Below are 16,729 nucleotides of genomic sequence, written 5' to 3' on the forward strand. Positions count from 1 at the left end.
TCAACCCTCGTTCAATGCAGCTTTCGCGGCCAGCTCGATCACCTGGAATTGCTCCCAGAGGTCCGGCTTCACCGCGATGCCGGCATGTCGCAGCGCCACGTCGCAGCCGGCGTAATCGAGGCCCGCCGCCCGGTCCCTGGCGCCGTAGCGCGGCACCCAGCGCCACTGGGTCTGACAGGCAAGGAAGGCCTCGACGGCCGCGACGTTGTCCTGCCAGACCGCGCCGATGTCCGGATCCAGCTCATCCTCTGCGAGATCGACGCCCCAGAGGGCTGCGTCCTCGATCGCCTCGGCATGGGCGGCTTTGCCGGTGCAGAGCGTGCCATTGGCCCAAGCACGCCCTGCCCAGATCAGTTTCCCAGCTTGAACTTCGCCACGGCCGAGGAATAGGTCGACATCATCGCCAGGCGGACGTTGTCGAAGCCGAGCACCTGGTCGAGCAGCTCGGCCGAGAACGCGACTGGCGCGTCATCTTCGCCCACCACCTCGTCGAGGTTCGTCACCGCCTCGCGCAGGAAGGCCTTCTGATCCTCCAGCCGGTGCAAATTGAACTCGGCCGAGGGCGTGACCTTGAAGGTGGCTTTCAGGCTGTCCTCGCGGAATCCGTCGCCCTCGGGCGTCTGGATGACCACGGTGCGGGTGAAGGTCGGGCGGGCGGTTACGTTGAACATGGGGCGGTCTCCGGATCAGGTAAGGACGAGGGTCCACTGGTCGTTGCCAGAGGACGCCAGGGGAACCAGGCGCAGCGGCCATTCGGTAATGTTCTGGGCATTCTCCAAACCCTGAACACGCTGCATCTGTGCCGTCGGCGCATTGAGCGTGACGATCTTGCCAGCTGTGGTGCCATGGGTCACCGCAACGGCCACCTCGGACTGCGCCCGGGCCAGAGCGTAGGGATCGAAGGAGGTCAGCGGCTGCGCCTCGACGGTGGCCTCGATCACTTCCTGCCGATCGGTGATCAGCACACTTTCGGAACCGATCAGGAAGCGGTTCTCGACCTGGTTGCCGAGGTCGAGCGACAGCGCGCGGATCACGAAGTCGGTGCCGTCGATGGTGCCGGTGGGCGTGTTGGCCGAGGTGGCCAGCGAGGGCTTGAGGAAGGCCGAAAGGTCGGGCGTCGGCCGGGTGGCCTCGGCGGGATCGGTGAAGAGACCAGTGAACTCGAACTCGATGTAGGGGATGCCCTGGGCGCTCACGGTGAACTTGGCGTTGCCGCGCGTGCCCACCAGCTTGTGCAGGGTCTTGCCGACGTAGAAATAGAGCGTCCCGCTCTCGTGGTCATCCGAGACAGGGTTGTAGGTGACCGAGGTGGCGACGACCACGGTCTCGGCGCAGCCGCACATCCGCAGCAGCTTGCCCCAGCCCGGCGCAGTGCCGGCGGTGCCGGACCCCTGCAGCTCGACCTTGAAGCTCACCTTGGCATGCAGCTCCGCCGGGATGGTCGCATCGGCGCTGAGCCAGGGCGTCTCCAGGTTGCGGTTCACGTCGTTGCCTTCCATCGGCGTGATCGAGCCCTCGACGGTCAGGACGGCATCCGCGCCGTCAGGTGTCGCATCGGTGCCGTAGGTGCTTTCAAGATCGACCGTGACGATCTTGGTGTTCCAGTAAATCGGCATTTACGCCTCCTTCTCCGCCGCTTTCGCGGGGCGCTTGCGGCCGGGCTTCTTCGGCGCGGGGTTGGGGGTGAGAGAGCCGTCTGCCTCTCGGGTGTAGCTGCCGCCCGAGTCGGGCAGCGGGGCGGCATTGTCCTTGGCCGTCTCGGTCATGATGCGATCCTCAGTTGATCATTGATGGAAAAGTCGAGCTGGTAGCTCAGCAGCCCGCCGTTGATATCGACCAGCGCGCCACGGCTCAGCTGGAAGACGCCGATCTCGCCCGAGGGCTGCCAGCCGGCAATGGCTTCGATCACCGTGCCAATGAAGGGCCGCAGGTTGCCCAGGGCGCGCGCGCCGGTCTGATCATGGCCGCGCAGGAACAGCACCACGCCGACGCTCTCGGCGACCTGCTGGGTGAACATCCCGGTGATCGCCTCGGCCGTGCCGCCCCGCATGCCCAGCGGGATCACGTAAGCGGCGGGGTCGTTCTGCGGCGCGCCGCGACCGGCAAGAAGCCTCTTGAACTCAGCCGCGCCCTCGACGCTGCGCAGGTCGCTTACCTGGTCTCTCAGCCGGGCCACTACCGCGTCGATCATCAGATGAAGCCCTTCATGTTGGCTTCGGTCATCGGCCGTTCGCGGTCGGTCATCCGCGCGCCACCGGCGCCGGTGTCGGCCGGCGCGATGCCCGCTACCGGCAGCTTGATCGCACCGGTGCCGATGTCCTTCAGCTGGCGCAGCGCCTCCTTGTAGTCCTCGACGATCTTGTCGTCGGGCGAATAGACGTGAAGCTTGTAGATCGCGACGGTCTTGGCGATGTCGGCCACCAGCGGCGGCGTCTCGGCGAGCGGGAGCTTGTAGCGGTTGGCGAGATAGCCGTCGATCAGCGCGTCGGTGTCGCCCAGAACCTCGTCGATCACATCGGAATCGACCGCGCCCGCCGGAGGGTCGGCTCGGTCAGTGAGCGAGATCAGCGTGCGTTCGCCGTAGCGGTCGGTGAGGTCGGAAAGCGAGGTATAGGGCATGCTCTGGGCTCCGCGGTGAAAGTACCCCGGCCGGAGAGCTGCCTTCCCCCGGCCGAGGCTCTGGCTCTCGCGCGCGCCACCCGGGGGGAATGTTTCTACGCCAACGCGAGGGCCAAGGGTGTTCAGGTGCCGGTCTCTCCCGGCTGTCACGTCCATCCTCAGACGTTGCAGGCGCCAACTCGGGTGGGCCTCCCCTACTCGGATCGCCGGTGGCGGGGTCTGCTTATCTGCCCGGGCTCCACTCGGTTCGCGATTGATCCTTTCGCTCTGGAATTCAGTTATCGGCGGCGCGCACCACCACGGTCAGAAGCGGGTCGGCTTCCAGCGCCACGAGATCGTCTTCGGTCAGCTCGCCCGCGTGGAAGAAGACCGGCTCGGGCCCGAAGCGATGCCCGGCACGGCGACGGCCCTGCCTCGGTCCAGTGACCTCGACGACAGGTTCGACGCCCTCGGGCTCGGTGGATGCCGGCGGCGTCTGGCCCCCGGCATCCTGTCCCCCGCTGCCCTGGGCCGCTTCCGCAGCCAGGACCCGCTCTTCGAGCTTGGCGTCGCCGATGTTGTGCGGGTAGTCCAGGTCTTGCTTGGCAGCCCGGGCTTCCAGTTCCTTGCGCTTCTCGCTCTTGTCAGCCATCGCTCAACTCCCTCAGGCCAGCCAGGGCACGACGAGCAGCTCGGCGGTGCCTTTCCATTCGTTGGTCTCGCCGCCCGCGGCGTTTTCCGAGTTGAGGATCTTGCGCGCGGCGCTTTCCAGCGCTGGCGGCACGACCAGGAGGTTGGGCATGATGCCCAGCGGGCGGCCGTAGTCGCCCTTCATGCTGGACAGGCCCGAGCGCGCCGTGGCGTAGGTGGTCGCGCTCAGCGTCTGCTTCGAGCCCCAGGCGAATTGCCAGAAACCGAAGCCGACGTTGCCGCGCGCATCCGCGCCGTAGACGAACTCCTTGTTGTCGAAGACGTTGTCGTCGGTCAGCTTGTCCTTGGCGACGAACTCGAAGTCCTTGCGCTTCTGCAGGATGATCGGCTTGATCGCGCGGCTCACGTCAAGCAGGAACCAGGGGGTGCCGGACCCGCCATCGGTATTGGCAACCGAGGTCTCTTCGCCGGCTTCGTTCTTGACCGGGTGATCGGTGTCGAAGAAGAACTGGCCGTCGTAGCACTCGGTGGTGAAGCCCGTCTTCAGAAGCGCGAACACCAGTTGATCCCACTTCGAGCCGGTCGACATGCCCATCTCGGTGAACATCGGGCCGTAAATCCCGAGGTTGTCGGTCTCGATGTCGTCGCGATCGACGCCTATGGTCAGTTCCCAGGGCTTCTCCTTGATCGCGTAGTCGTGCTGTTCGAGGTTCTGCACGGCGCGGGCGCCGATCCATTCGCGCACGTTGGGGATCTTGCCCAGCCAGCCGTACTTCTGTTCTTTCTGGGTCGATTTGACTTCGGTCGACACACGGGCGTGCATCGTCGAGGCCTGCGACAGGCCACCCTGGAAGGCAGTGGAGAACCCGGTGCGCAGGGTGTTGAGGTTTGCGGCGTTTACCAGCATCAGGTGTCTCCCTTAAGACGCTTTGGTGAGGGCTTCGTCGAGCCGGACCCAGACGACGCCAGCGGCATCGACATTGGCCACGACGCCGGCGGGTGAGCGGGACGCGGTCCCGTCGGTCTTGGCGACGGTCTGATCGTCGACCGCGTAGACCACGTCGCCGATCTCGGCGATGGTGATCTCGTCGGCACCCGCCGAATTCTCGAACGGGTAGACGCCAGGGCGGAAGCTGACGGTCAGGTCGCCGTTCGAGCCCGAGCCATTGTCGACGCGCTCTTCGGCGCGACCAACGCCAACCAGGCCGGCGGCGGTCTGGCCTTCGACGATGTAGCCGGCGGCGTTGCGCATCAGCAGGGCGCCGGCGAAGATCGTGGTGGATGCGGCCACGAGACCCGACAGGACGTCGCCCTGCAGCCGCGGCGTGTTGCGGTCCTTGGTGAGAGCAGCCATCAGAGAGCCCCTTTCCGTTTCTCTTCAGCCGCCTTGGTGGCAGCCATCTTCTCGGGATCGATCCCCAGCATCGCGGCGACGTCGGTCTCCTGCGCGCTGAGCGCGGTGGTGCCCTCGGTCTTCGGCGGTTCGATCGTGGTGTTGGTGGCGTCGAGCTTCGGCAGGCCGGCGATCATCTTCTCGCAGCGCTCCGGGTTCTCGACGTGCAGCGCGACATATTCGTCCCGCGCGGACTTGACGCCGACGCGCCGGTCGCGGATCGCCTGATCGACAAAGGCCTCGGCGGCAGACGTCTTGCCGCCGTCGCGCAGTTCCTTGACCTCGGCCTGCAGCGCGGTCAGCGCCTCGGCGGTCTCGGTCTTCCCGGCCGTCAGGGTCTTGGCGAGGGTGGTCAGCGCGGCGACGTCCGCGCCTTCCTCCGCTCCCAGGGCCGTGGCCAGGCTGGCCAGCGCGGCATTGCCTTCGCCCTCGTCGCCGTCCTTCTTGGCGTCGAGCGCCTTTTGCAGGGCTGCGGTGACATCCTCTTCGGACGCGTCTTCGCCCAGACCAAGCATCTTGGCCAGTTTCTGCAGGAACATCTCCTGTGTCTCCTCTGTGGAAAGCGGGGTGAGCTCAGTGAGCGCCGGATCGTTGGTGAGCGCGGCGCGGGCCACGGCGTGAACATCGCCGGTGGTCTTGTCGAACTGGATGACCGGCGAGATGCCCCAGTAGGCGCGATCCGCCAGGAGTTCCTTGCCGCGGCGGGTCCAGTCGACGCGGCCCCAGATGCCATCGGCGCGCTCTTCCATCTCCGTGACGTAGCCGACGGCCGGAGCTTCGAGCCCCTGCTTGGCGGCGGTCTCGGTCGAGTGGTTGAGATCGATGTGGATGCGCTTGCGCGCGGCGAAGCTGGCGGTGATCAGATCTTGCGCATTGCCGTACCTCCAAGGACCACGTCCATCGCGCGCACCGAATTTCCCCTTGGGGATCAGGTGAACCCATTCGGGCACCTCCCCCAGCGAGGGCAGCTCCAGTGCTGAAAGCGAAATATGGGAAAACTTGCTCATGCGGCGATATTTGCCGCTCAGGGGCTTGTGCTTACACTCGCAACGCTGTGCGAGGGCGTGGCCCACTGCCCGTGGCGCCACTTTGCGTGGCCTCTCGGCTCAGGTCAAGCGGCGGTGATACGTGCCAGGTATTCGAGGATTTCAGCGTTCACATTGGCGCGCTCCTCGTCGGAAAGGCCAATGAACGGCCGCGCCGGGATGTCGCCCCAGGGGATCGAGCTGCCGTTTGCTGCCGTGCCGAACTGCCCCTTGCCGGCACCGAACTGCTGCACGGCCGAATAGATCAGCGCCGAGCCGATCTCCATGCTGGTTGTCCCGGCCTGGTAGAAGACCTCGGAGGAGAGCCGGCCGGTCGGACCGAAGAGCGGACGGAAGTCGACTCGAGCCTTCTTTTCGCGCTGCTGATAGCCGTCGATCGTGGTCTGGGATTTCGGGGCCCAGGGCGTGCCGTCGGGCGCTGCGCCTTCTGCAAACCGGCTTTTGGTGCTGTCGGTCAGCAACTCGCCCAGGTCCTGCATGAGGTCCGACATGTCGGTGACATGCGCCTTGATGCGCGCCAGGCCGGCAGTGAGTTCCGCGTCGTCGAGAGAGGTTTTGATCATGGTTAGGGCCTCTTGGCCTTGCGACGCTGCTTTCGAGCCGCCTTAACTTTATCTCGGTTCTTGCCGCTAGGCATGCGCGGCTGGCGAACTCTCGACCGGATGTCGGCAAGCTTTTCCTCGGCTGTCAGCGCAGAGGCGCCTGCAAGCAAGGCTGCCAGGACGGCAATTTCACGCGCGTTCATTGCAGTTTTTCCTCCAGCGCCTCGCGCAGCATATCCCGCGCCATGGGCCGCTCAGCCTCCGGCAACCGAGCCACCAGGGCTTCGATCCGGGCCTCTGCATCTGCCTTTGAACCGGGCTTTAACACCGTTTCAAATTCGGCCAGCAGTTCTTCAAACGTCACAGCCCTCGAAGGCGATACAGCGCTGGCCAGCGCCGTGCCGAGAGCCTGCGGCAGCTTTGCCCGCTTCTCCGCCACCATTCGGGTCACGTCCTCGGCCACGCTGCGACCCGGCGCATAAGCCCAGCCGCGGTCGATCCCCTCCGGCGCACCGGTCTTGGCGTCAGGCCTTTGCCAGCCGTCGCCGAGTTCCACCGCCGGATCGCCCCCGCGCCGGCGCGCACCCTCGATCGAGCGCGCGCCGGTGACATAGCAGCTGCAGCCCCAGCCGTTCGGCGGATAGTGGGTCTGCCAGAACAGATGACCGGCTTCCAGGATCAGCCCGTCCCAGCCCAGGTGCTGTTCGCGCGGCTCCAGCGAGCCGCCATGGCGGTAAATCCAGTAGGCAAAGCCACCCTCGGTCAGCTGGGCATAGCGCCCGGCGGCATAGGTGGTCCGGGCATTGGTGCGATAGATGACCCGGGTGCGCCAGGCCTGCCCGGCCTCGGTGTCTTCGCCGGTCCAGCCGTGCCAGCCATGCTTCTCGACCGTGGCGCGGAAATCCCGGCGGAACTCTTCGATGCTGCGCCCTTCGGAGATCGCCTTGTCCACCGCGCCCGCCAGATCGGCTAGAAGATCGGCCTTCGTCGCACTGGCCACCATGAAGGCGCGGTCATGCGCCTCCTGCCAGATGTCATCCCAGCGCGCCGTCGGCACCAGATTGCCCAGGCGCAGCCGGAAGGCCGCCACCTGTTCGGGAAACGGGCGGCGAAAGACGGCGGCCAGCGGATCAGCCACCGTCTTCCTCCTCCACCATGACGCGGCCCGCCGCAAAGGAGGCGACGAGCGCCTGCGCCATGACCTCGGTCAGCTGCTGGTTGTCGACATGCGGAAAGCCGGCCAGCACCATCTCGCGAAACTCTGCGAGGTCGGAGGCGGCGTCGAGCATCACTTCGACCTGGCCCAGCATCGCCTCCACCGCCGGCGCCGCCTCGGCCTCCAGCCGCGCGGCGACTTCGGCCGCAGGATCGAGAGGCGCTGTACGGCCCGCTGAGGGGCCTTTGGTCTGGAGTGGGGCCGATGCTCCGGAATTTGGCCCGCGGGTATCAAATGGGTATTTAACGCCGCGCTCAGAGGGTATCCCGTCGCCATTGCCCGCGTCTGACTGCGCCTGCGACCCGGATTTGGCCGTCGGACGCAGGATTTCGTCTCCAGCCTTGGGCGTGGCGAGCCCGAACTTCTCGCGCACTTCCTGCGCCCGTACCGTGAGGCCGCGATCGATCAACCCACCGATCGCATCCGAGAACGCCTTGAGGTCTTCGGCCTCCGGCCGGGCGATGACGATCTGCGGATAGCGCGCCTGTGGGCCGCGCTCAAGGATGACCCAGGGCTGCACCAGGTCGCGGTTGAGCACGGCCGAGAGCGCCTTGCAATCGGCGCGCTCGATGTCCTCCTGCACCTCGCGGTGTTCCTTGCCCGAGCCCAGCCCGCCGCTCTCGGCGTCCGTGGTCGCGGTCTGGCCCAGCACCGCCTTCGAGACCTGCTTATCCAGCCAGTCCGAGCGGCGCTCGTAATGATCGGTTGAGCTGCCGAGGTTGCCGGTCTCGACGAACTCGATCTGCATCGACTCGGGGATGATCGCGGCGCAGTCGCCAGCGATGTTGGCGACGGCGCGGAACAGCGTGTCCCTGTCGGTCTCGCTGGAGCCCGGGCCGAACTTGCCGACGCGCAGCGGCTGGCCGTAGGTCTGGGTGAAGATCGCCCAGTCCCGCTGGGTGTAGGCCTTGAACATCCAGCCCCAGACCACCGCACGGGCCAGACCAGAGCGCAGTGGCAGGCCGGATTTCGCGGCCATCTGGTTGTAGATGAACTTGTAGGCCGGAAGCGGTTCTTCCTGCCCCTGCGCATTCAGCATCATCGGCTTGGACAGCCCAACGCGATCGAAGCGGAACCAGCGCGGATCGCGATACTCCAGCCGCTCCGGCCGCCACTGCCCGGCCGAGGTGTCCCAGAGGATCTCGGTGAAACTGAAGCCCTTGCCGATCGCGTCGAGGATGTTGAACAGCTCATCCTGCAGCTCGTCGCGTTGCAGCCAGTCGCGCACCATCGTCGCCAGCTCTTCATCGAGCGCGCTCTCGCCGCCGGGCTTGACGGTGATCTCGATCTGGCTGACCGACCTTTTGCGGGTGCCCAACACGCCGAGGTAATGCAGGTCGCGCTCCTCGATCGTTTCGGCCAGCTCCAGGTAGCGCACCGGGTCGCCCATATCGGCCTCGCGCAGGATCGCCCCCAACCGCAGCGGGTTCAGCCCGTCGGCCGGATAGCCGGACATCGGGCTGCGCACGCCACCAAACGTTGGCGCGGCGACCTCCTGGCGCAGCTCAGTGCGTTTGATCGGACGGCCCCAGCGGTCGAGAATAATCGGCGAGTTGTTCATTTAACGGCTCCTTGAAAAAGAGCGAAAAGACAGGCGTCTGGTGGACAGGCTGCAATGCGCGGCAAACGTCCGGCGATGGATTTCACGAAAGGTTAACCTTTGGCGGACGGCGAGCATCACAGCCCTCCTCGCAGCCGGGCACCCAGCGGCGAACGCCACCAATCGTCACGTGCACCTTCGGCACCCTCAGCCTCTTCCGCCGTCCCGAGGCTGGCGCCAACTTGACCACTCAGGCCGCGATAGCCGTATTCGGTGTAGTCCTGGCGGCTGGCAAAGTAGCCCAGGGCGCAGGCGACGGCGCTGTCGCCGTGACGGGTCAGCCCGTCGGAGCCCTTGAAGCGGAAGTCGGCCGGCACCCGGATCAGCCCATCGACGTACTGCAGCGCCTGGTGGTCGCTCAGCACGTCTTCATGCGCCGGCAGGAGCACCGTTTTGTCGCTGAAGGCCTCGATGTAGGGCGGCATCTCGCGGGCGTACCATTCCCGGCTGAAGGAGACCTCGACGATGCGGCTGCCATAGCGCTGGGTGGCCTTCTCGGCGAGGTAGGCACCGTTGCCGGTCTTGTCCATCGCGCCCTTGGCGAAGTTGGGGATGCGATCGCAGATGTAGAAGAGGATGTCGCGCTGCTGATCGAAGGGAATGTTGCGCAGCTCGACAATCAGCTTGCAGCGCCGGACGAGGTCTTGGCCCAGCTCGAAAATCACGATGTCGGTCACGTCGCCGGAGCGGGCGAAGTCCTCTCCCATAAAGTGCTGGCGATCCTCGTCGAGCGATTTCAGCACAGGGCCAAGATGCGCCTTGCACCATTCGTCCGCCTGGCGCTTGCGCTCGCTGTCCTCGGCATTCTTGAAGTCGTCTCCCCGCGCCCACCGGTGCAGAGGAATGCCCTGCGCCATGCAGGCCTCGATCTGGACACGGGTGAGCGCCGCACCCTCCATGTCGGCCGGGATCGCGTCGAGCTCCTGCCCCATGGCAGCGGTGCGTCCGCCGTAGGAGCCGCGGATCTGCGCCTCCCAGGCCTCTTGGGCCTCCTGGCTCCAGGGCTTGCCCTTGATCAGGCACACGCGCTGATAAAGCCCGTTTTCCACCGCGGTCGAAAACGGGATGTGATGGATGTTGAACGGGTTCTTGCCAGCTTGGGCCTCGCGGATCAGCTCGTTGAACGGGTTGAGCCGGCCGTTGTGGGTCGAGATCACGCGCACCTTGCCGCCCCAGATCAGCAGGGCGTTCACCGCGTCGATGACCTCGCGCACATCGCTGTGGAACGCGGCCTCGTCGATCACCACCACGCCCTGAAGGCCCCGGATGTTGGCGGGGTTCGACGACAGGGCTTCGACGCGGTAGCCCGAGGCGAAGGTGATCCGGTAGGCGGTGATCATCTTCGACGAACCGTCGTCGCGCTTGTCCTCGAAGAGGAACTCCTCAACCTGGTGAAGCTCGCCGGCAATGACCTTGGCGAAATGCGCCACGTAGCCGATGAACTCGCGGCCCTTGTCCTTGGTGTCGCCGATGTAGAAGACGTTGTCGCCCCCGGCCGAACGGCTGGCCGCGGCGATCAGCGTGTCATCGAGCGCCTCGGCAAAGGTGATCCCGGTCCGGCGGCCTTTCTCGGCGATTTTCAGGTCACTGGTGTCCTCCAGCCACTCCTTCTGGTGCAGCATGAGAATGCCCTCGGCCAGCGGATCGAGGTCCGCGGGGATCGAGGCGCCGCGCGGCAGCTCGTCGGGCAGCCCGGTCTCGTCGCGGGCAAGCACCGGCTCCTTCGGGGCGATGGCTGCAGGGTCAAGCGCAGTCATCGCTCCAGCCCTTCGCCCTTGGCAATGCGGCGCACCTTGTCAGCTGGCCAGACCATCAGGCGGCAGAAGCTCTCGAAGGCGTCATTGCCGGTCCGGCCGGCATAGGTCGCTTTGTCTTCTTCTGCACCGGCGAGGAAGAAAGCCACTGCCGCGAGATCGTCGTGGCGATCGTTCTCGCTCATTGTCCCGGCTCCCAATACCCGCCGCTCAACTGAGCGGCGCAGCCGCGATGTGGAAGGCCGATCTTTTCCGCCAGGGTCGGGCTGGTCTCGTCGCCATTCCAACCGGCGTCCGGTGTGAGTGATACGGTGCCCATCTGACCGCAGCCGCAGGGGCAGAAGAATTGCAGCGTGGTGCCGCCCTGGGCGCGGCTGTCAATATAGATCGAACCGGGAATGCCGGCGTCTCGATGCCTGAGCTGGTCGACGAAGGGAATTGCTCTGATCATGCGAAGACCTCTTCAGCTTCGGCCCATGCGGCACCGTGGCGGGCGCACAGGCTGTCGGTGTCGTCGGTGGGCGTGGGGGGATTGTGGCGGAGCAGGTCGGGGCAGAAGTCACCGGCACCCAGTCGCCACAGGTGGCGCATGTTACCCGCGTTCACCACGTCGCCCTGGACCGGGTAGACCTCGATCGCGCGAGCGTCGCGGCCCCAGACCTCGTTCTTGACCGCCTGCAGCTGGTCCCAGGTGATGGTGCCGTCATGCCTGATGATCAGGTGGCCCAGCACTTCATGCTCTTCGGCCTCGATCCCGTCGAGGCCCTGGAAGCTGTACAGGTTGATGACGGGATCGCTCATGTTCTCAGCCCCAGGAAGTCGCGGCGCATCTTGGCCACCGTCTCTTCGCCCAGCCCGGCCTCTGCCACGGCCTCGTCGAAGCGTTCGGTCATCTCCGCCTGCGCCGCGGCGCGGGCCTCGCGGGCGATGCGATCGCGTTCGTCGGACATCAGCTTCTCGCGGATCCCCGAGGAGCTCATGACGTCCTTCATCATCTTGCCGAGGAAGTGCAGCTCGCGCGGATCGATTTCCTCGCCGGTCTTCAGCATCTGCGCCTTCAGCACCTTGAAGGCGACCGAAGTCATCATCTGGAACAGGACGCGGTGCTGCTCGGCCTCGTCTGAGAGATCGTTCTCGGACATCCATTGCTGCGCCCAGGCCCCGGCCTCCTCCTGCAGCTTGGCGAACTGCTCGTACTCCTGGCCGTAGTTGTGCAGCGCGGATTTGCCGATCCGCAGCTCCAACCCTTCCTCCTCAAGGCGGAAGTTCAGGGCTTCGGCCAGTCCGACGTAATCGCCGAAGCCGCGGGCCTTCAGCTCGTCGTGCAGCCAGGTGCGCAACTCGCCCGGCAGCAGTTCAACTTTCTTGGGGGGCGGCATCGGATCAGGCCTTCGGACGCGGGCGCTGGATCTCGGGATGCTGGGCACGGCCCCGGGCGATTTCAGCGCCGGCGCGGGTCGCCTCAACCACCACGAAGCCCGACTTGTCCTCCAGCGTCAGGAACTCGTTCTCCTTCAGCCAGTAGAGCTCGGTCAGCACCTGGCTGTGCGAACACGGCAACCCGACGCCGTCGAGCACGTCGGTCAGGATCGAGGCGTTCGAGGTGTAGTCGGTGCAGCCTTCAAGGTGGCGGAGGATCGCAAGACGGCGGTGCTTGCGGATGGTTTCGCTGTAGTCGCTCATTTAGCTGTTCCCCTTCTTGAGCAGGTGGTCTTCGTGCCGGGTGACGATGGTCTCCAGCCGTTCCATGACCTTGCTCGTGCCCTCGATCACGGCCTCCATCCGGGCCAGCGACCCGGCCTGGCGCTCCATGTGCAGCTCGATCGCATGGATGTCGTTGCGAGACGGCAGGCCTTGCACCGTCTGCTCGGTCCGGGCCAGGCGGCTGTCGAGCCGATCCATTCGCTCCGATCCCTCGCCGAAACGGCGATTGACGTCGGCGAACCGGGTCTCGACATCCTTCTGACGGGTGGCGACCCAAGTGTAGATCATGCCGGCGACGGGCAGCAGGAGCCCGAAGAGCGTTCTGAGGTCGGCCAGGGTAAACTCGATCACGCGCGACCGCCTTTCGCCACCCATTTCGAGGCGACATCCTTGACGGTGTGGCCGCCCATGTAGAGGCCGAGGTAGAGCGTCGCCAGCTGCAGGATGGTGGCCCATTCAACGGGCGGTAAAGCGATCTTTAAGGCGGCATTCAGCGAATGCAGGATCACCGCGTTCCACAGGATCAAGAAGCCCACGAGGTACATTCCGCCCGGCTTCCAGGCGCGGTACCAGAGCGGATCATTCTGCTCCGAGGACAGCTGGGCCATTTGGAATTCGAGCCCCTGGGCATAGAGCGCCAGCAGTTCCGGCGTCTGGGTCTCGACGTCGATGATCGCGTCCCGCACGCTTTCCGGACTCTCCTGCATCAGGGCATCGAGCTCAGGGCCCGACTGCACCCCGGCGCTGCGGGCAATGCGGGTGATCACCTGTTGCGCCAGTTCGGCATTGCCCTGGCCGATCCGACTGCCGAGGATGCGTTCGATCATCGGCGCGCCGATCTCGGCCGCAAGGGTCATGAGCAAGGCAGTGTTCATCAGAAGCTCCTCAGGAAACGGGCCGTGGCGGGCAAACGGCCCTGCACCTTGACGGCAATGACATCGCGGTAGCTCCAGGCGGTCCTGGCCAGCCAGAGCGCGCAGAGGCCGAAGACGATCCAGGCAGCCCAGTCGCCGCCCGGGACCTGAGCCGTCAGCTCCTCGGGCACCACGGTGGCCCCGCCGCCGGCCACGGCCGCGCCGGCGGTGGCGGTGGTGGATTTGGTAACGGCGTCGAGACGGCGCTGCAGGGTTGACAGCGTGGCGCGCCCCAGGAGGCCATCGATCGTCAGATCATGGTCCTCCTGGAAATCGCGGACAGCGCCCACGAGAATGCCGCGCTCGTCGTCACCGGGATCATAGCCGAGCTTGGCAAAGGCCTGGCGCGCCTGCTCCAGCTCAACCTTCGACAGCGCCACGACGATCCGCGCCATACCACTTGGCTTCGACGGGCTCAGCCCGGCACCATAATCGCCGTAGCGGACCAGCTGATATTCTTCCTCGCGACGGCGCACGAGACCGGGCAGAACCTTCCCGCCGCCCTTGCGCCAGGCGCGCAGACCATCGGCGATCTTGTCCCAAGGTGCCTTGGCGCGCCACGATTTGACCCAGCTCGCGCGACCGATGGCACCGGTGTTCCAATGGAAGCTCACGCCGCCGTCGAATTCGTGCTGCAGAGCCTTCGGCATGGCGCGCGCGACGGCCGGCTCGTAGTTCCGGCCAAGCGCCAGAGAGAGCAGACGGCTTGCATCGCCCTTGCTGATCACCATGCCGGCCTTCGGCGTGACCACGCCCGAGGCCTTGGTCAGCCCCGCCCCGATCGTCCAGATGCCAACCGGATCACGATAGGCCTTGAGCACGACGCCCTCGTGGCGCTCCAGAAAGGCGATGCCCTTTGGGGATGTCCGCATGATGATCTCCGCTGCATGGCCCGCCTTCACGGCGGTCGGCCCTCGCCTCAAAATGGCCTGAGGCGAGCACGGCAAAACACTCGCAAGGCTGTGCGAGGGGCGGGATCAGGTGGGGAGTATCAGAAGAGGTTCAGCTGCCGATCATCGCGACGAGGGGCGCGGTCGGTGCGAATGTCAGCGATGTTGCGGCGCACGGCGACATCGGTGGTCCGCAGTTTGCGGGCAATTTGCAAAACGGGCAAGCCTTTTGCGTAGAGCACCTGGGCCATCCACTTTTTCGGCAGCGGACAGCGCGCCGGCAACTGGTAGGGATGATCGCGCAGGGCGCGCACGGCCTCGGCGCCGATCAGCGCCTCGACCTCGGAGCGCCCGGCCGGGTTCTTGGCCAGGTAGACGGGCGTCCCGCCGAACTCGAGGAAATACTGGATCGCGAGGTCGACGCCCAACACCTCGACGAAGGGCGCGACATGCGCTGGCGGGCGCGGATAGAGCGGCTGGGGGACATCGGTCATTGCGGCGCTCCGAACTTGTCGGACTCGTTGCCCCAGACTTCGTTCCCCGGCCAAGGCTCGCGGGCAAAGAGTTCGCACTTGTGAGCGCGCGGCAGAAGACGCTCGATCATCTCGCGCATCTCAACCGGCTTGCGGGAATGTTCTCTTCGGATCGCCTCGATCTTGTCGGGGATCAGACCCGCCAGCGGGGCCTCGATCACGTTGCGCTCGGATTTCGAGGCGGTCTGCGGCTTGCCGATCCGGCCGACCAGATAGGGCTCGCAGGCCGAACGCTGGACGTAGCCGGTGCCAAAGGTCAGCTTGCCGGTCACCGTCCGCTTGATCCAGCTGCCACCGGTGACATAGGTGAAGCCCCACTCTCGCATCAGGAACATTGACAGGTTCAGGTGCGGCCAGGTGCTCCACATAAAGAGCAGGCAATCCGGACCTGCAAGGTCCGCCACTGGCAGCTCTCGGAGTTCGCCAATCGACATCGTGGCGTAATGCGCCTCCGGTGACTTGGCGTGTCCCTTCTCGGAGCGCATCTTGTACGCCCAGGGCGGATCGGCCAGGATTGCGCCGTACTTCATTGGCGTCAGTGCTCCGAACGGCCACCTGGTCAGCATCACTCGATCTCCCGGCGGCGTTTGCAGGACCCGATGTGCTTCGGCGGTTTGCAGGCCGGAAACAGGTCGGTGACCGTGCCGCCTGCCAGCACGAAATGCAGCCCGTCCACCCGGACGCCGCCGGCACCATGCTCCAGACCGGTCTCGACCTTGCGGCCGATGGTGGCGCGGATGGCCTCGATGTCGAGTCCGGTGACATGTTCCAGGTAGCGAACGACGACGCGGTCAGTGACCGGGTGGATGGACTTCTTCATTTCCTGTGCTCCCCGAAATCGAAATCAGCGTCTGCCCGTTCGGCCCAGGCTTTGAGCGCCTGGATCACGTCGTCGATCTGATGCCACTCCCGCAGCATGTCGACGTCGGCCGGCACGGTCTGCCAGACCTTCTCGAAGCGCGCGCGGATGAAAGTGTTCAGCCCTTTGCGGCTGGGGTCTCGCAGCGCGTCGGCCTCGCCCAGCTTCTTCCACAGGACATGGATCAGCCGCAGATCATTGCGCGGCGCGCGCTTGTGCCTGGCGCCCTGCTTCCTCGACTCGGGATTGAAGCCCGCTTGCTTCAGCCGCGCCAACACCTTGCGCTTTTCCTCGTCGGTCATGTCCGACAAGCTGGATTTGCCGGTGACCGCAAGCTGCAGATCGTGGCGCGCCTCGGTGTCGAGGCCCAGCTGCTTGCAGCCAACGAAGATCTTGCGTTGCAGGGCGCCGGTCATGTCGCGCACGCAAGTACGAAGGCCAGCCAGAGCCCGATGCTGACAATCCCGGCCGGGGCGAGCCACCAGCCCGGCGCGGGGTTCCAGGAGCCGTACCATTTCGTCAGCCGCCTCATCTGAAGTCCGCCTCGTCCGGGCAAAAGCGGATGATCCGCTTGCCGATGTAAATCTCGAAAGCCTCATCCCACCAGCCGAAGCCATACTTCCATTCGCTCGTGTCCCAGCGGTCGACGCGAAACAGGCGTTCCGAGGGTTTGAAAAGACGATCGAAGAGTGTCTTGAACATGGGTCTCAATCCTCCTTCAGGCTGCGTTCAACGGCGCGCAGCCACTTCTCCAGCGCGCCGATAAGGCCCATGCGAGAGGTGGCCACCCGGCCAAACCCCGCGATGGTGCAGTACTCGTCGTTCCGGCTGATCCGGCCGTCCTTGCAGAGGCGGCGAAACGCCGCCGCCAAGCCGTCGAGCGCAATAAAGAAGGCTGCCTCGAAGGCTTTGTAGTCACCGAAGTCGTGATGATCCGGCAATTCGCCGAGCACCTCGCGCAGCCCTGCGACCGCATTGCGCGCGCGACCCGGATCGGCCTGGCGAGGTTTGGACATCACCCGGGTCATG

General features: G+C 65.6%; 29 protein-coding genes. All 29 read right to left on the minus strand.

What is annotated here, in order from left to right; translation table 11 throughout:
- Complete coding sequence (locus tag PVW49_RS23715; protein ID WP_338020386.1) at positions 1–354, minus strand: DUF1799 domain-containing protein; 354 nt, start codon at positions 352–354, stop codon at positions 1–3.
- The gene (locus PVW49_RS09915) at positions 351–671 is read right to left on the minus strand and encodes a hypothetical protein (RefSeq protein ID WP_048532379.1); all 321 of its coding nucleotides are present in this window, start codon (positions 669–671) and stop codon (positions 351–353) included. The genes PVW49_RS23715 and PVW49_RS09915 overlap by 4 nt, the downstream gene beginning before the upstream one ends.
- 15 nt (positions 672–686) lie before the next feature.
- Positions 687–1,616 carry a phage tail tube protein gene (locus tag PVW49_RS09920; RefSeq protein WP_048532380.1) on the minus strand — a complete coding sequence of 310 codons (930 nt, stop codon included), beginning with the start codon at positions 1,614–1,616 and terminating at the stop codon, positions 687–689.
- The gene (locus tag PVW49_RS09925; protein ID WP_158499038.1) at positions 1,617–1,766 is read right to left on the minus strand and encodes a hypothetical protein; all 150 of its coding nucleotides are present in this window, start codon (positions 1,764–1,766) and stop codon (positions 1,617–1,619) included.
- Entirely contained in the window at positions 1,763–2,191 is a 429-nt protein-coding gene (locus PVW49_RS09930) for a phage tail terminator protein (RefSeq protein WP_048532381.1), read from the minus strand. The genes PVW49_RS09925 and PVW49_RS09930 overlap by 4 nt, the downstream gene beginning before the upstream one ends.
- A complete protein-coding gene (locus tag PVW49_RS09935; RefSeq protein WP_048532382.1) occupies positions 2,191–2,619 on the minus strand; it encodes a gp436 family protein in 429 nt (142 codons plus the stop codon). Before PVW49_RS09935 ends, PVW49_RS09930 begins: the two co-directional genes overlap by 1 nt.
- Positions 2,620–2,893: 274 nt before the next feature.
- A complete protein-coding gene (locus PVW49_RS09940) occupies positions 2,894–3,250 on the minus strand; it encodes a hypothetical protein (RefSeq protein WP_048532383.1) in 357 nt (118 codons plus the stop codon).
- A 12-nt stretch (positions 3,251–3,262) separates the two neighbouring features.
- Entirely contained in the window at positions 3,263–4,156 is an 894-nt protein-coding gene (locus PVW49_RS09945) for a Mu-like prophage major head subunit gpT family protein (protein WP_048532384.1), read from the minus strand.
- Positions 4,157–4,168: 12 nt separating this feature from the next.
- A complete protein-coding gene (locus PVW49_RS09950; protein ID WP_048532385.1) occupies positions 4,169–4,603 on the minus strand; it encodes a hypothetical protein in 435 nt (144 codons plus the stop codon).
- Positions 4,603–5,649 (minus strand): phage protease, encoded by a 1,047-nt coding sequence (locus PVW49_RS09955; RefSeq protein WP_048532386.1) that lies wholly within the window; start codon positions 5,647–5,649, stop codon positions 4,603–4,605. The genes PVW49_RS09950 and PVW49_RS09955 overlap by 1 nt, the downstream gene beginning before the upstream one ends.
- 104 nt (positions 5,650–5,753) lie before the next feature.
- Positions 5,754–6,251, minus strand: coding sequence for a phage virion morphogenesis protein (locus PVW49_RS09960; protein WP_048532387.1), 498 nt, complete (start codon positions 6,249–6,251; stop codon positions 5,754–5,756).
- 2 nt (positions 6,252–6,253) lie between these two features.
- Positions 6,254–6,433 (minus strand): hypothetical protein, encoded by a 180-nt coding sequence (locus PVW49_RS09965; protein ID WP_048532388.1) that lies wholly within the window; start codon positions 6,431–6,433, stop codon positions 6,254–6,256.
- Positions 6,430–7,368, minus strand: a complete 939-nt coding sequence (locus tag PVW49_RS09970; RefSeq protein ID WP_053083364.1) for a phage head morphogenesis protein — start codon at positions 7,366–7,368, stop codon at positions 6,430–6,432. Before PVW49_RS09970 ends, PVW49_RS09965 begins: the two co-directional genes overlap by 4 nt.
- On the minus strand, positions 7,361–9,007 hold the full coding sequence (locus PVW49_RS09975) for a DUF935 domain-containing protein (RefSeq protein ID WP_048532389.1): 1,647 nt from the start codon (positions 9,005–9,007) through the stop codon (positions 7,361–7,363). Before PVW49_RS09975 ends, PVW49_RS09970 begins: the two co-directional genes overlap by 8 nt.
- A 116-nt stretch (positions 9,008–9,123) precedes the next feature.
- On the minus strand, positions 9,124–10,803 hold the full coding sequence (locus PVW49_RS09980) for a phage protein (protein ID WP_048532390.1): 1,680 nt from the start codon (positions 10,801–10,803) through the stop codon (positions 9,124–9,126).
- The gene (locus tag PVW49_RS09985) at positions 10,800–10,985 is read right to left on the minus strand and encodes a hypothetical protein (RefSeq protein WP_048532391.1); all 186 of its coding nucleotides are present in this window, start codon (positions 10,983–10,985) and stop codon (positions 10,800–10,802) included. The genes PVW49_RS09980 and PVW49_RS09985 overlap by 4 nt, the downstream gene beginning before the upstream one ends.
- Complete coding sequence (locus PVW49_RS09990; protein ID WP_048532392.1) at positions 10,982–11,251, minus strand: DUF6527 family protein; 270 nt, start codon at positions 11,249–11,251, stop codon at positions 10,982–10,984. Before PVW49_RS09990 ends, PVW49_RS09985 begins: the two co-directional genes overlap by 4 nt.
- Positions 11,248–11,601, minus strand: coding sequence for a DUF7694 domain-containing protein (locus tag PVW49_RS09995; RefSeq protein WP_053083365.1), 354 nt, complete (start codon positions 11,599–11,601; stop codon positions 11,248–11,250). Before PVW49_RS09995 ends, PVW49_RS09990 begins: the two co-directional genes overlap by 4 nt.
- Positions 11,598–12,179, minus strand: a complete 582-nt coding sequence (locus PVW49_RS10000) for a phage protein Gp27 family protein (RefSeq protein WP_048532393.1) — start codon at positions 12,177–12,179, stop codon at positions 11,598–11,600. Before PVW49_RS10000 ends, PVW49_RS09995 begins: the two co-directional genes overlap by 4 nt.
- Before the next feature lie 4 nt (positions 12,180–12,183).
- The gene (locus tag PVW49_RS10005) at positions 12,184–12,483 is read right to left on the minus strand and encodes a VpaChn25_0724 family phage protein (RefSeq protein WP_048532394.1); all 300 of its coding nucleotides are present in this window, start codon (positions 12,481–12,483) and stop codon (positions 12,184–12,186) included.
- On the minus strand, positions 12,484–12,855 hold the full coding sequence (locus PVW49_RS10010; protein ID WP_274590479.1) for a DUF2730 family protein: 372 nt from the start codon (positions 12,853–12,855) through the stop codon (positions 12,484–12,486).
- Positions 12,852–13,379: a hypothetical protein gene (locus PVW49_RS10015; RefSeq protein ID WP_048532396.1), complete on the minus strand. Its 528-nt coding sequence runs from the start codon at positions 13,377–13,379 to the stop codon at positions 12,852–12,854. Before PVW49_RS10015 ends, PVW49_RS10010 begins: the two co-directional genes overlap by 4 nt.
- Positions 13,379–14,290, minus strand: coding sequence for a glycoside hydrolase family protein (locus PVW49_RS10020; RefSeq protein WP_048532397.1), 912 nt, complete (start codon positions 14,288–14,290; stop codon positions 13,379–13,381). The genes PVW49_RS10015 and PVW49_RS10020 overlap by 1 nt, the downstream gene beginning before the upstream one ends.
- 119 nt (positions 14,291–14,409) lie before the next feature.
- Positions 14,410–14,802 (minus strand): hypothetical protein, encoded by a 393-nt coding sequence (locus PVW49_RS10025; protein ID WP_048532398.1) that lies wholly within the window; start codon positions 14,800–14,802, stop codon positions 14,410–14,412.
- Positions 14,799–15,407 carry an MT-A70 family methyltransferase gene (locus PVW49_RS10030; protein WP_217623480.1) on the minus strand — a complete coding sequence of 203 codons (609 nt, stop codon included), beginning with the start codon at positions 15,405–15,407 and terminating at the stop codon, positions 14,799–14,801. The genes PVW49_RS10025 and PVW49_RS10030 overlap by 4 nt, the downstream gene beginning before the upstream one ends.
- Positions 15,407–15,661, minus strand: a complete 255-nt coding sequence (locus PVW49_RS10035) for a hypothetical protein (RefSeq protein WP_082154505.1) — start codon at positions 15,659–15,661, stop codon at positions 15,407–15,409. Before PVW49_RS10035 ends, PVW49_RS10030 begins: the two co-directional genes overlap by 1 nt.
- Complete coding sequence (locus PVW49_RS10040; protein ID WP_048533877.1) at positions 15,658–16,116, minus strand: gp16 family protein; 459 nt, start codon at positions 16,114–16,116, stop codon at positions 15,658–15,660. The genes PVW49_RS10035 and PVW49_RS10040 overlap by 4 nt, the downstream gene beginning before the upstream one ends.
- A gap of 112 nt (positions 16,117–16,228) precedes the next feature.
- Positions 16,229–16,402 carry a hypothetical protein gene (locus PVW49_RS10045; protein ID WP_158499039.1) on the minus strand — a complete coding sequence of 58 codons (174 nt, stop codon included), beginning with the start codon at positions 16,400–16,402 and terminating at the stop codon, positions 16,229–16,231.
- Between the two features lie 5 nt (positions 16,403–16,407).
- Positions 16,408–16,728 (minus strand): hypothetical protein, encoded by a 321-nt coding sequence (locus PVW49_RS10050; protein WP_048532400.1) that lies wholly within the window; start codon positions 16,726–16,728, stop codon positions 16,408–16,410.
- Between the last annotated feature and the right edge of the window lies 1 nt (position 16,729).

It is taken from the genome of Marinovum sp. PR37 (assembly GCF_028807375.1).
GTDB lineage: Bacteria > Pseudomonadota > Alphaproteobacteria > Rhodobacterales > Rhodobacteraceae > Marinovum > Marinovum algicola.

What these genes read in the sequence shown, in the direction of transcription:
- PVW49_RS09985 (WP_048532391.1), bottom strand. Translation starts at nt 10,985, where the DNA reads ATGAGCGAGAACGATCGCCACGACGATCTCGCGGCAGTGGCTTTCTTC.
- PVW49_RS09965 (WP_048532388.1), bottom strand. Translation starts at nt 6,433, where the DNA reads ATGAACGCGCGTGAAATTGCCGTCCTGGCAGCCTTGCTTGCAGGCGCC.
- PVW49_RS10030 (WP_217623480.1), bottom strand. Translation starts at nt 15,407, where the DNA reads ATGCTGACCAGGTGGCCGTTCGGAGCACTGACGCCAATGAAGTACGGC.
- PVW49_RS10000 (WP_048532393.1), bottom strand. Translation starts at nt 12,179, where the DNA reads ATGCCGCCCCCCAAGAAAGTTGAACTGCTGCCGGGCGAGTTGCGCACC.
- PVW49_RS09975 (WP_048532389.1), bottom strand. Translation starts at nt 9,007, where the DNA reads ATGAACAACTCGCCGATTATTCTCGACCGCTGGGGCCGTCCGATCAAA.
- PVW49_RS10005 (WP_048532394.1), bottom strand. Translation starts at nt 12,483, where the DNA reads ATGAGCGACTACAGCGAAACCATCCGCAAGCACCGCCGTCTTGCGATC.
- PVW49_RS09990 (WP_048532392.1), bottom strand. Translation starts at nt 11,251, where the DNA reads ATGATCAGAGCAATTCCCTTCGTCGACCAGCTCAGGCATCGAGACGCC.
- PVW49_RS09920 (WP_048532380.1), bottom strand. Translation starts at nt 1,616, where the DNA reads ATGCCGATTTACTGGAACACCAAGATCGTCACGGTCGATCTTGAAAGC.
- PVW49_RS10035 (WP_082154505.1), bottom strand. Translation starts at nt 15,661, where the DNA reads ATGAAGAAGTCCATCCACCCGGTCACTGACCGCGTCGTCGTTCGCTAC.
- PVW49_RS09955 (WP_048532386.1), bottom strand. Translation starts at nt 5,649, where the DNA reads ATGAGCAAGTTTTCCCATATTTCGCTTTCAGCACTGGAGCTGCCCTCG.
- PVW49_RS09935 (WP_048532382.1), bottom strand. Translation starts at nt 2,619, where the DNA reads ATGCCCTATACCTCGCTTTCCGACCTCACCGACCGCTACGGCGAACGC.
- PVW49_RS10015 (WP_048532396.1), bottom strand. Translation starts at nt 13,379, where the DNA reads ATGAACACTGCCTTGCTCATGACCCTTGCGGCCGAGATCGGCGCGCCG.
- PVW49_RS10050 (WP_048532400.1), bottom strand. Translation starts at nt 16,728, where the DNA reads ATGACCCGGGTGATGTCCAAACCTCGCCAGGCCGATCCGGGTCGCGCG.
- PVW49_RS09915 (WP_048532379.1), bottom strand. Translation starts at nt 671, where the DNA reads ATGTTCAACGTAACCGCCCGCCCGACCTTCACCCGCACCGTGGTCATC.
- PVW49_RS09930 (WP_048532381.1), bottom strand. Translation starts at nt 2,191, where the DNA reads ATGATCGACGCGGTAGTGGCCCGGCTGAGAGACCAGGTAAGCGACCTG.
- PVW49_RS09925 (WP_158499038.1), bottom strand. Translation starts at nt 1,766, where the DNA reads ATGACCGAGACGGCCAAGGACAATGCCGCCCCGCTGCCCGACTCGGGC.
- PVW49_RS10025 (WP_048532398.1), bottom strand. Translation starts at nt 14,802, where the DNA reads ATGACCGATGTCCCCCAGCCGCTCTATCCGCGCCCGCCAGCGCATGTC.
- PVW49_RS09950 (WP_048532385.1), bottom strand. Translation starts at nt 4,603, where the DNA reads ATGGCTGCTCTCACCAAGGACCGCAACACGCCGCGGCTGCAGGGCGAC.
- PVW49_RS10020 (WP_048532397.1), bottom strand. Translation starts at nt 14,290, where the DNA reads ATGCGGACATCCCCAAAGGGCATCGCCTTTCTGGAGCGCCACGAGGGC.
- PVW49_RS09995 (WP_053083365.1), bottom strand. Translation starts at nt 11,601, where the DNA reads ATGAGCGATCCCGTCATCAACCTGTACAGCTTCCAGGGCCTCGACGGG.
- PVW49_RS09960 (WP_048532387.1), bottom strand. Translation starts at nt 6,251, where the DNA reads ATGATCAAAACCTCTCTCGACGACGCGGAACTCACTGCCGGCCTGGCG.
- PVW49_RS10040 (WP_048533877.1), bottom strand. Translation starts at nt 16,116, where the DNA reads ATGACCGGCGCCCTGCAACGCAAGATCTTCGTTGGCTGCAAGCAGCTG.
- PVW49_RS09940 (WP_048532383.1), bottom strand. Translation starts at nt 3,250, where the DNA reads ATGGCTGACAAGAGCGAGAAGCGCAAGGAACTGGAAGCCCGGGCTGCC.
- PVW49_RS10045 (WP_158499039.1), bottom strand. Translation starts at nt 16,402, where the DNA reads ATGTTCAAGACACTCTTCGATCGTCTTTTCAAACCCTCGGAACGCCTG.
- PVW49_RS09980 (WP_048532390.1), bottom strand. Translation starts at nt 10,803, where the DNA reads ATGACTGCGCTTGACCCTGCAGCCATCGCCCCGAAGGAGCCGGTGCTT.
- PVW49_RS09945 (WP_048532384.1), bottom strand. Translation starts at nt 4,156, where the DNA reads ATGCTGGTAAACGCCGCAAACCTCAACACCCTGCGCACCGGGTTCTCC.